Raw genomic sequence first — 11,067 nt, forward strand, 5'->3', positions numbered from 1 at the left:
AACATGGCGCAATAGCGCAGGAATATACTCAGGCATAGGGCTTGCTAAAACCTGATTTCTCAGTCAAGTTTTGCTCGCTCGATTTTCTTTCGCCGGAGTGTTTCATGATCGTTGACCGTCAAGGCAGGCGTTTTCGCAATCTGCGCATCAGCCTGACCTCTGCCTGCAATTACGCCTGTACCTACTGCGTGCCCAACGGCAAGCGGTTGGTCGCTGCGCAGGATGAACTGTCGGCCGAAGCCATGGCGCGCGGCGTCGAATACCTGATCGAAGCGGCCGGCATCGAGCGCCTGCGCATCACCGGCGGCGAGCCACTGGTCAGCCCCAAACTCGAATCGTTCATGACTGCCGTCGGCCAGATGGGCCTCGACGACATAAGTCTGACCACCAACGGTCAACTCCTCGCGAAAAAACTGCCGCTGCTGGTCGATGCCGGTCTGCGCCGGATCAACGTTTCCCTCGATACTCTCGATGCCGCGGCTTTTCGCAGCATCGCCCGTGGCGGCGATCTGGCCAGCGTGCTCGATGGCATGGATCAGGCTGCCGCCGCCGGGATGAAGATCAAGGTCAACATGGTGCCGTTGCGCGGGCAAAACCTCGATCAGGTCATGCCGCTGCTCGACTACTGTCTGGAGCGCGGCTTCGAACTGCGCTTCATCGAGCTGATGCGCATGGGCCACCTGGCCAGGGATTCCAATGCCTTCCTGCAGCAGTTCGTCAGCCTTGAGCAGTTGCTCGGCCTGATTGGCGAGCGCTATGAATACGCCCAGACCGACGCACCGGTGGACGCCACGGCTGTGCGCTATGCGATTCCCGGTCGCGGCAATTTCGGGGTGATCGCCAACGAAAGCGTGCCGTTCTGCCGCACTTGTTCGCGCTTGCGCCTGTCGTCGACCGGTTGGCTGCATGGCTGTTTGTCGTCGAGCAACCGCCACTATGTCGGCGATCTGCTCGACAAGCCGCGCCACCAGGCTTTGCCGGCGCTGCAACGTTTGCTGGTCAAGGCGTTGGGTGACAAGCAGGAGGTGGCGTTCTCCGGTGGTGCGACCGTCATGAAGATCATAGGCGGCTGATTAACCGCCTTCGCGAGCAGGCTCGCTCCCACAGGGAACGCCTTTCAAGGAAAATGCCGAGCTGGCGCAAAAGCTGCATCCAACGGCCATTCGCCGGTTTTCCGACACCGGCTTCTGGAGGAATAGGATGCGTAGCCTGGTTTTGCTGCTGGCCGTTTTGGCGCTTGGCGGCTGCATGAATGTCAGCGATATGGCCGAAGGCACTCGTTATCACATGAGCGATGCGGGGCTTCTGGACCATAGCGACAGCCGCCGGGTGAACAATCTCCGCATTCAGCCGGACTCGTTCATCTTCATCGCCCAGGGCGCGTTCGCGCCACCGGGTGGTTCCTATCCACGGCCGAACGTGGTCGCCGAAGAAGCCTTCAAGGGCTTTGTCGAATATTTCCCGATGGTCCGCCGCGCCCGTGCGCCGGAAGGCCTCGATCAGGCCATGGGCGAAGCCCGTGATGCCGGCGCGCATTATCTGCTGTACACACGTTTCGCCAAGGCTGACGACCGCATCGGCAACTCTGACGAGTGGCTGGACCAGGAAGCCGTGGATCGCCTCGGTATCGACGGCGGCGTGATTCAGATCATGTTGATCGAGACCAGCACCCAGTATTTGATTGATACTGCACGGATCAAGAGTCGTGGCGGTTTACTGACGTTCCATGACTCCAAACCCGAAGACCTCATCGGTCCGCCGCTGGCGCAATACGCACGCAGCCTGCTGGGGATCGGCGACCAGTAATCAAGGAGTACGCCATGAGTGACCCGCAAACAGCCAATGACCTGCTGGGGCAGATCCCCAAGACCAAAGGCCTGCCACCGGTGCATTTGTGGAACCCGGATTTCTGCGGCGACATCGACATGCGCATTGCCCGTGACGGCACCTGGTACTACCTGGGTACGCCGATCGGGCGCAAGCCGATGGTCAAACTGTTCTCCACCATCATCCGCCGCGACGGCGATGATTATTTCCTGATTACCCCGGTCGAGAAGGTCGGGATCAAGGTCGATGACGCGCCGTTCGTAGCGGTTGCCGTGGAAGTGCAAGGCGAGGGTGATGCGCAGGTTTTGCGCTTTACCACCAACGTCGAGGAAACCACCGAAGCGGGGACTGAGCATCCGCTGCGTGTCGAGATCGATCCTGAGACCCAGGAGCCTGCGCCCTATGTGCACGTGCGCAGCAACCTTGAAGCGCTGATTCACCGCAATGTGTTTTACCAGTTGGTGGAACTGGCGGTGAGCCGCGAGATCGATGGTCAGCGCTGGTTGGGCGTGTGGAGTGGCGGCGAGTTCTTTCGCATCGGTCTGGAGCCCTGACACAACATCAAAATGTGGGAGCAAGCTGAAAAAAATCCGATTGACTGTTATTCGTATGATGATTAGCGTAGGCACCCATCGCGATTCGCCTTGAGGTGTTCATGTCCAGCAGCTTTCATGCGTCGACCGTTGACTGGCTGGGCAGCTGGATTGCTGCCGGTCAGGTCAAGCCGGGGCAGACCATCAAGGTCGAGGCGGATCTGGGCGAACAGCTTGGCGTCAGCCGCACGGTGATTCGCGAAGCCATCAAAACCCTCGTCGCCAAAGGCATGCTTGAAGTCGGACCGAAGGTCGGCACGCGAGTGTTGCCGGTGCGGCGCTGGAATCTGTTCGATCCGCAAGTGGTCGGTTGGCTATCGCGCAACGGCTTGCCGGAAAACTTCGTCGATGACCTGCTGGATTTGCGCCGCACCATCGAGCCGATGGCGGTGCGCTGGGCCTGTGAGCGGGCGACGCCGGAGCAGATTGAAGCGGTGCAACTGGCCTTCAATGCACTGGAGCGTGCGGTCGACAGTGGCATCGATTACAACCGTGCCGACCAAGCCTTCCACGAATGCATCCTGGCCGCCAGCCATAATCAGTTCATCGAACAAATGGTCCCGGCCCTCGGCGCGTTGCTGGCGGTGTCGTTCGAAGTCTCCGCCGCCGACCCCGATGAACTGCGCCGCACCTTGCCGATCCATAAAGACATGGCCGACGCCATCGTCGCGCGCGATTCGACTCGTGGCGTGTGGGCGTGCATGACCTTGATCGACAACGCCGATCTGGCGATAAAACGCTTTTACCCGAAAGTCATGGCCAATAGAAAAGCTAGCTGAAAATGTCGAGACATCCTGTGGGAGCGAGCTTGCTCGCGAATGCGTCAGGTCAGATAAATCATCATTGACTGACACTCCGCCTTCGCGAGCAAGCTCGCTCCCACAGTAAAACAACAACTCAGAAGGACTTGATATGCCGTTCACCGCCCTGACCCAACACCGCGCGCAACTCGGCGAAGGCCCATTTTGGGATGCGCCGACCCAGGCGTTGTACTGGGTCGATATCGCCGGTAAACAAGCGTTGCGCCTGATCGGTCAGAACGTGCAGATCTGGCAGATGCCCGAGCACATCTCCGCCTTCATTCCTTGCGCCAGCGGCGATGCGCTGGTCACGCTGAGCAGCGGTGTCTATCGGCTGGATCTCGATTCGCCCGGCCTCGAGCCACGCTTGACGTTGTTCTGCGTCGCCGACCCGCAACCGGGCAACCGGTCCAACGAAGCCCGTTGCGATGCCTTGGGCCGGTTGTGGTTAGGCACCATGCAGAACAACATCGGCGAGCACGGTGAGGATCTGCCGCTGGTGCGCCGTTCCGGAGGCCTGTTCCGCATTGATCCCGATCAGCGCGTGACACCGCTGCTGCTCGGTCTGGGCATCCCCAACACCCTGCTGTGGAGTGACGACGGCACCACGCTGCTGTTTGGTGAAAGTCTCGACAGCACGCTCAATCGATATTTCATCCGCACCGACGGCAGTCTCGATGCTCCGCAGGTGTTCTACTCGTCCGATCGACACGGTGGTCCCGATGGCTCGGCGATGGACGCCGAAGGCTACGTGTGGAATGCACGCTGGGACGGCAGTTGCCTGTTGCGCCTGACGCCGGACGGGCAGGTGGATCGAAAAATCGATCTGCCGGTCAGTCGCCCGACCAGTTGCGTGTTCGGTGGCGAAGACTTGAAAACCTTATTCATCACCAGCGCCAAGAGTCCACTGAATCATCCATTGGATGGCGCGGTGCTGAGCATGCGCGTCGACGTTGCAGGAAAACTCTGTACGCGTTTTGCTGGCTAGATCCCAAAATATGGGATGCAAAATTATATATTGAGATTATTTGGCGGTCGGGTTTATAGTCGGCTCCAGCAGTAACACGCACTCACACTTAAAAAGAACAAAACAGGTGAAGTGATGCAGCGAATTCTTCTCGCCCGCGCAAGCGGGATCCGCCTTTTGTCACGGCTTAATGCCGTCGGCGACGCTTGCCTGTTTGTTTTCCCGAGCCGTCAGAACCGGACATCGACCGATGCCCGGTTTTTTTGCGCCTGCGTGCAGGAGGCCTGAGCCATGGCTGAAGCGCTGACATTGCCACCAGTGCCGGCGCCGCCGAAAGGCGAGCGCCTGAAAAACAAGGTCGTGCTGCTGACCGGGGCCGCTCAGGGCATCGGCGAAGCCATCGTCGCCGCCTTCGCCTCGCAGCAAGCCAGATTACTCATCAGCGATATCCAGGCCGACAAGGTCGAGCAGGTCGCCGCTCACTGGCGCGATCAGGGCCATGACGTGCAGGCGCTCAAGGTCGACGTATCGAATCAGCAGGATCTGCACGCCCTGGCCCGACGCGCCGTGGAATTGCATGGCCGCATCGATGTGCTGGTCAACTGCGCCGGGGTCAATGTGTTCCGCGATCCTTTGCAGATGACCGAAGAGGACTGGCACCGCTGTTTCGCCATTGACCTGGACGGCGCCTGGTATGGCTGCAAAGCGGTGCTGCCGCAGATGATCGAGCAGGGCGTGGGCAGCATTATCAACATCGCCTCGACCCATTCCAGCCACATCATTCCCGGTTGCTTCCCGTACCCGGTGGCCAAGCACGGCTTGCTCGGCCTGACCCGTGCACTCGGCATCGAATACGCGGCCAAGGGCATTCGCGTTAACGCCATCGCGCCGGGCTACATCGAAACGCAGCTGAACGTCGATTACTGGAATGGCTTTGCCGATCCGCACGCCGAGCGTCAACGCGCCTTTGACCTGCACCCGCCCAAGCGCATCGGCCAGCCGATCGAAGTGGCAATGACGGCGGTATTTCTGGCCAGCGATGAGGCACCATTTATCAACGCCTCGTGCATCACCATCGATGGTGGCCGCTCGGTGATGTACCACGACTGAATAAAACGGATTTCCAGCGCTGAACTACGCTTGAAATCCAATCATCATACGATATGACTATTTTCAAACAGCTTCACTGAGAACACGCTTCAACGCTTTTCAAACCTTGCTCAAAAAAAATAACAAGGAGTCATCTGATGAAACGTCGTTTCGGGATTCGTACCCTGTGCAGCACTGCCTTGGCGGTCACTGCGTTCAGCCTGAGCAGTGCGCTGCTCGCCGCCGACGCGGTGAAGATCGGTTTTCTGGTCAAGCAGGCCGAAGAACCGTGGTTCCAGACCGAATGGGCTTTTGCCGAAAAAGCCGCCAAGGACAAAGGCTTTGAACTGATCAAGATTGCCGTACCGGATGGCGAGAAGACCCTCTCGGCCATCGATAGTCTGGCCGCCAACGGCGCCAAGGGTTTCGTGATCTGTCCGCCGGACGTGTCCCTCGGCCCGGCCATCATGGCCAAAGCCAAGATCAACGACCTGAAAGTAATTGCCGTCGACGACCGTTTTGTCGACGCCAACGGCAAATTCATGGAAGACGTGCCGTACCTGGGCATGGCCGCGTTTGAAGTCGGCCAGAAGCAGGGCGCCGCCATGGCTGCCGAAGCGAAAAAGCGTAACTGGGACTGGAAAGACACCTACGCGGTGGTCAATACCTACAACGAACTCGACACCGGCAAGAAGCGCACCGACGGCTCGGTCGATGCCCTGAAGAAGGCCGGCATGCCCGAGGACCACATCCTCTTCGCCGCGCTGAAAACCCTCGACGTACCGGGCAGCATGGACGCCACCAACTCGGCGCTGGTGAAACTGCCGAGCGCGGCGAAAAACCTGATCATCGGCGGCATGAACGACAACACCGTGCTCGGCGGCGTGCGCGCCACCGAAGCGGCCGGTTTTGCCGCGAGCAACGTGATCGGCATCGGCATCAACGGCACCGACGCCATCGGCGAGTTGAAAAAGCCTAACAGCGGCTTCTTCGGTTCGATGCTGCCAAGCCCGCACATCGAAGGCTACAAGACCGCCGAGATGATGTACGAGTGGATCACCGCCGGCAAAGAGCCGCCGAAGTACACCGCCATGGATGACGTCACCCTGATCACCCGCGAAAACTTCAAGCAAGAGCTGGAAAAAATCGGCTTGTGGAACTGAGGCAGCGACGGCCCGGGCAGCCGGGCCGTTTTTCGGTGTGAAGAGGTGGCTTTATGCACGCGCAAGTACAGACACAAGAACAACATGGCGCCAGCGGCAGCCTGCGCTTCAACGGGATCGGCAAGACCTTTCCCGGCGTGAAAGCGCTCGACGGCATCAGCTTCGTCGCCCACCCCGGCCAGGTTCATGCCTTGATGGGCGAGAACGGCGCGGGCAAATCGACCCTGCTGAAAATCCTCGGTGGCGCCTACATTCCGAGCAGCGGCGAGCTGCAGATCGGCGAGCAGGCGATGGCCTTCAAGTCCACCGCTGACAGCATCGGCAGCGGCGTCGCGGTGATTCACCAGGAACTGCATCTGGTCCCGGAAATGACCGTGGCCGAGAACCTGTTTCTCGGGCATCTGCCGGCCAGTTTCGGCCTGATCAATCGCAGTGAGCTACGTCAGAAGGCCTTGAATTGCCTGAAAGGCCTGGCCGACGAAATCGATCCGCAAACCAAGGTCGGACGCTTGTCGCTGGGTCAGCGGCAACTGGTGGAAATAGCCAAAGCGCTGTCGCGCGGCGCTCACGTCATCGCTTTCGACGAACCGACCAGCAGCCTTTCGGCGCGCGAGATCGATCGCTTGATGGCGATCATCGGTCGCCTGCGCGACGAAGGCAAAGTGGTGCTCTACGTTTCCCATCGCATGGAAGAAGTCTTCCGCATTTGCGACGCCGTCACTGTGTTCAAGGACGGCCGCTACGTTCGTACATTCGACGACATGAGCCAGTTGACCCACGATCAACTGGTGACCTGCATGGTCGGTCGCGACATTCAGGATATCTACGATTACCGCCATCGCCCGCGCGGTGCCGTGGCGCTGAAGGTCGACGGCTTGCTCGGTCCGGGCTTGCGCGAGCCGATCAGTTTCGAAGCGCACAAAGGCGAAATCCTTGGCCTGTTCGGGCTGGTCGGGGCAGGGCGCACCGAGCTGTTTCGCCTGCTCAGCGGCCTGGAGCGCAACACCGCTGGCCGTCTCGAATTGCGCGGCCATGAGCTGAAACTGCGCTCGCCACGTGATGCGATTGCCGCCGGCATTCTGCTCTGCCCGGAAGATCGCAAGAAAGAAGGCATCATCCCCCTGGCCAGTGTCGCCGAGAACATCAACATCAGTGCCCGTGGTGCGCATTCCGGGCTCGGCTGCCTGATTCGCGGCCTGTGGGAAAAGGGCAACGCCGACAAGCAGATCAAGGCCCTGAAAGTGAAAACCCCGCACGCCGGCCAGCAGATCAAGTTCCTTTCCGGCGGCAATCAGCAGAAGGCCATTCTCGGCCGCTGGCTGTCGATGCCGATGAAAGTCCTGCTGCTCGACGAACCGACCCGTGGCATCGATATCGGCGCCAAGGCCGAGATCTACCAGATCATTCATAACCTCGCCGCCGACGGTATTTCGGTGATCGTGGTGTCCAGCGATCTGATGGAAGTGATGGGCATTTCCGACCGCATCCTGGTGCTGTGCGAAGGCGCCCTGCGCGGCGAAGTCAGCCGCGACCAGGCCAATGAATCCAACCTGCTGCAACTGGCTTTGCCACGCCACCGCGCTGACGGCGTGGCGAACTGAGAGGTGACTATGATGACTACGCAAAACGAAACCCTGCCGACCGAGCGCAAACCGCTGGACCTGCGGCGCTTCCTCGATGACTGGGTCATGCTGCTGGCGGCGATCGGCATCTTTGTCGCCTGCACACTGCTGATCGACAACTTCCTCTCGCCGCTGAACATGCGTGGCCTGGGCCTGGCGATTTCCACCACCGGCATCGCCGCGTGCACCATGCTTTATTGCCTGGCGTCCGGGCACTTCGACCTCTCGGTCGGCTCAGTGATCGCCTGTGCCGGCGTGGTCGCGGCGGTGGTGATGCGTGACACCAACAGCGTGTTTCTCGGGGTCAGCGCAGCACTGGTGATGGGCCTGATCGTTGGTCTGATCAACGGCATCGTGATTGCCAAGTTGCGCGTCAATGCGTTGATCACGACGCTGGCGACCATGCAGATCGTTCGCGGTCTGGCCTATATTTTTGCCAACGGCAAAGCGGTCGGTGTGTCGCAGGAATCGTTCTTCGTCTTCGGTAACGGCCAGCTGTTCGGTGTGCCGGTGCCGATCCTGATCACCATTGTCTGCTTCCTGTTTTTCGGCTGGCTGCTGAACTACACCACCTACGGGCGCAACACCATGGCCATCGGTGGCAACCAGGAAGCGGCGTTGCTGGCGGGTGTCAACGTCGACCGGACCAAGATCATCATCTTCGCCGTGCATGGTTTGATCGGTGCGCTGGCGGGTGTGATTCTGGCCTCGCGGATGACTTCCGGGCAGCCGATGATTGGTCAGGGTTTTGAACTGACGGTGATTTCTGCCTGCGTATTGGGCGGGGTTTCGCTGAGTGGCGGCATCGGCATGATTCGCCATGTGATTGCCGGGGTGTTGATTCTGGCGATCATCGAGAATGCGATGAACCTGAAGAACATCGACACGTTTTATCAGTATGTGATTCGGGGTTCGATTCTGTTGCTGGCCGTGGTCATTGACCGCTTGAAACAGCGCTAACGTCAAAAAGCTACCCCTCACCCCAGCCCTCTCCCGGAGGGAGAGGGGGCCGACCGAGGTGTCTTGCGTTCTACATCGACCTGAAAGATCGGGTTGATTGTGGATTCGCTAAAGCGACATCAGTTCGGCGCATTTCCTGAGCTCTCCCCAATCAGTTCCCTCTCCCTCCGGGAGAGGGCTAGGGTGAGGGGCTCTTGATTTTGCCCTCTCCACCGGTCACCTCCCTCAAATTTTTGTTGCCCGCCACGCACCGTTTCGGTTATCAATTTGTACATGATTAGACAGGTACGATTCGACAAGAAACAACGGGTGGTCGACGAGCTCGTCCGACGCATCGAGAGCGGCCTCATGGAGGACGGTTTTCTGTTGCCCGGCGAACATCAGTTGGCTCAAGAATTCCAGGTCAGCCGTGGCACCTTGCGTGAGGCGCTGGCCGAACTGAAGCGGCGTAATTACATCGCCACGCAGAGCGGTGTCGGTTCCATCGTCACTTTCGACGGTGTCGCGCTGGATCAGCGCAGCGGCTGGGCGCAGGCGTTGGCCGACAGCGGGGCGCTGATCAATACCGAAGTGTTGCGCCTCGAAGCCGTGACTCGCCCGGATCTGCTGGTGCGTTTCGGCACCGATCAATTCATCACCCTCGACCGTCGCCGGCGCGCCACCGACGGTACGCTGGTGTCTCTCGAACGATCCTTGATGCCGGCTAACGGCGGCCTGGAAAGCCTGCCCCGCGTTGGCCTGATCGACAATTCCCTGACCATCACCCTGGCCGCCTACGGCTACATCGGCGAGCGCGGCGATCAGTGGATCGGCGCCGAGCCGCTGAATGCCGAAGACGCCGAACTGCTCGGCCGTCCGGTCGGCACGGTGTTTCTCAAAGCCTTGCGCACCACCTACGACCGGCAGAACCGTTTCATGGAGCAGGTCGAAAGCCTGCTCGACCCGGTGCACTTTCGTCTGCACCTGCAATTCGGAGAATCGAAATGACCGCGCTCAACCGTGCGCTTGGCGCTTTCTATGGTCTGGCCCTGGGTGACGCGCTGGGCATGCCGACGCAGTCGCTCGATCGTGAAACGATCAAGGCGCGCTTCGGCCAGATCACTGATTTGCAGGACGCCGGCCCACTGCAACCGATCGCCGCGAACATGCCCAAGGGCTCGATCACCGATGACACCGAACAGGCGATTCTGGTCGGTGAATTGTTGGTCGAAGGCCAAGGCCGCATCGAACCGGCGGTCCTCGCCCAGCGCTTGATCGAATGGGAAGCCGAGATGCAGGCCAAAGGCTCGCAGGACTTGCTCGGCCCGTCGACCAAGCGCGCCATTGAAATGATCCTCGCCGGGCATTCCCCGGAAGAAGCGGGGCGCTACGGCACCACCAATGGCGCGGCGATGCGCATTACCCCGGTGGGCATTGCCGCGAACGTGGCCGATCCGCAGCGCTTCATTGCAGCGGTCGTGCAGGCTTGCCAAGTGACGCATAACACCACGCTGGGAATTTCCAGTGCGGCGGCGGTGGCGGCGGTGGTCTCTGCTGGCATCAATGACGTCGATCTCGGCGAGGCGCTGAACCTCGGCCAGCAGATCGCCCAGCAGGCCGAAGCCCACGGACATTGGGTCGCCGGTGGGCGCATGGCCTCGCGGATCAGTTGGGCGCGCAGTATCAGCGTCGACAGCGACAAAGCATTGCTTGCCGATCTGCTCTATGACGTGATCGGTACATCGGTGGCGTCGCAGGAGTCGGTGGTGGTTTCATTCGCCCTGGCCCAGCAAGTGGCCATCGGCGAGATGACGGCATTCGAAGCGCTGTGCATGGCGGCCAGCCTGGGTGGCGACACGGATACCATCGCGGCGATTCTCGGCGCCATGCTCGGCGCCTGCCTGGGGCTTGAATGCTGGCCGCAGCCGATGATCGAAACGGTGAAAGCTGTTAATCAGCTGGAGCTTGAGCCTTTGGTGCAGGGGCTGTTGGCCTTGCGCTGATTGGGCTGCCGCCTTCGCGAGCAAGCTCGCTCCCACATTGGAGTTGTGGCGTTCACATACCCTG

12 protein-coding genes are annotated in these 11,067 nt (G+C 60.2%); all 12 read left to right on the forward strand.

What is annotated here, in order from left to right:
• Positions 1-104 precede the first annotated feature (104 nt).
• The 12 genes from F8N49_RS07755 to F8N49_RS07805 all read left to right on the forward strand — a co-directional run bounded on the left by F8N49_RS07755 (position 105) and on the right by F8N49_RS07805 (position 11,003).
• A complete protein-coding gene (locus F8N49_RS07755; protein ID WP_151551095.1) occupies positions 105-1,073 on the forward strand; it encodes a GTP 3',8-cyclase MoaA in 969 nt (322 codons plus the stop codon).
• 127 nt (positions 1,074-1,200) lie between these two features.
• Positions 1,201-1,806: a DUF4823 domain-containing protein gene (locus F8N49_RS07760; protein WP_016770979.1), complete on the forward strand. Its 606-nt coding sequence runs from the start codon at positions 1,201-1,203 to the stop codon at positions 1,804-1,806.
• Positions 1,807-1,820: 14 nt separating this feature from the next.
• A complete protein-coding gene (locus tag F8N49_RS07765; protein ID WP_056788265.1) occupies positions 1,821-2,381 on the forward strand; it encodes a DUF1285 domain-containing protein in 561 nt (186 codons plus the stop codon).
• 101 nt (positions 2,382-2,482) lie between these two features.
• On the forward strand, positions 2,483-3,199 hold the full coding sequence (locus F8N49_RS07770; protein WP_122751501.1) for a FadR/GntR family transcriptional regulator: 717 nt from the start codon (positions 2,483-2,485) through the stop codon (positions 3,197-3,199).
• Positions 3,200-3,332: 133 nt separating this feature from the next.
• On the forward strand, positions 3,333-4,208 hold the full coding sequence (locus F8N49_RS07775; protein ID WP_151551096.1) for an SMP-30/gluconolactonase/LRE family protein: 876 nt from the start codon (positions 3,333-3,335) through the stop codon (positions 4,206-4,208).
• Positions 4,209-4,322: 114 nt separating this feature from the next.
• Positions 4,323-4,475, forward strand: a complete 153-nt coding sequence (locus tag F8N49_RS28030) for a hypothetical protein (protein WP_218574829.1) — start codon at positions 4,323-4,325, stop codon at positions 4,473-4,475.
• Positions 4,476-4,478: 3 nt separating this feature from the next.
• A complete protein-coding gene (locus tag F8N49_RS07780) occupies positions 4,479-5,297 on the forward strand; it encodes an SDR family oxidoreductase (RefSeq protein ID WP_122751499.1) in 819 nt (272 codons plus the stop codon).
• A gap of 137 nt (positions 5,298-5,434) precedes the next feature.
• Positions 5,435-6,439, forward strand: coding sequence for a substrate-binding domain-containing protein (locus F8N49_RS07785; RefSeq protein ID WP_016770973.1), 1,005 nt, complete (start codon positions 5,435-5,437; stop codon positions 6,437-6,439).
• A 53-nt stretch (positions 6,440-6,492) separates the two neighbouring features.
• Positions 6,493-8,040, forward strand: coding sequence for an L-arabinose ABC transporter ATP-binding protein AraG (gene araG, locus F8N49_RS07790; protein ID WP_041479431.1), 1,548 nt, complete (start codon positions 6,493-6,495; stop codon positions 8,038-8,040).
• 12 nt (positions 8,041-8,052) lie between these two features.
• Positions 8,053-9,021 (forward strand): L-arabinose ABC transporter permease AraH, encoded by a 969-nt coding sequence (gene araH, locus F8N49_RS07795; RefSeq protein ID WP_038861078.1) that lies wholly within the window; start codon positions 8,053-8,055, stop codon positions 9,019-9,021.
• 273 nt (positions 9,022-9,294) lie between these two features.
• Entirely contained in the window at positions 9,295-10,008 is a 714-nt protein-coding gene (locus F8N49_RS07800) for a GntR family transcriptional regulator (RefSeq protein ID WP_016770970.1), read from the forward strand.
• Positions 10,005-11,003: an ADP-ribosylglycohydrolase family protein gene (locus F8N49_RS07805; protein ID WP_151551097.1), complete on the forward strand. Its 999-nt coding sequence runs from the start codon at positions 10,005-10,007 to the stop codon at positions 11,001-11,003. Before F8N49_RS07800 ends, F8N49_RS07805 begins: the two co-directional genes overlap by 4 nt.
• The last annotated feature ends 64 nt before the right edge of the window (positions 11,004-11,067 follow it).

This window comes from Pseudomonas sp. GXM4 (genome assembly GCF_008923895.1).
In the GTDB taxonomy this organism is placed as follows: domain Bacteria; phylum Pseudomonadota; class Gammaproteobacteria; order Pseudomonadales; family Pseudomonadaceae; genus Aquipseudomonas; species Aquipseudomonas atacamensis.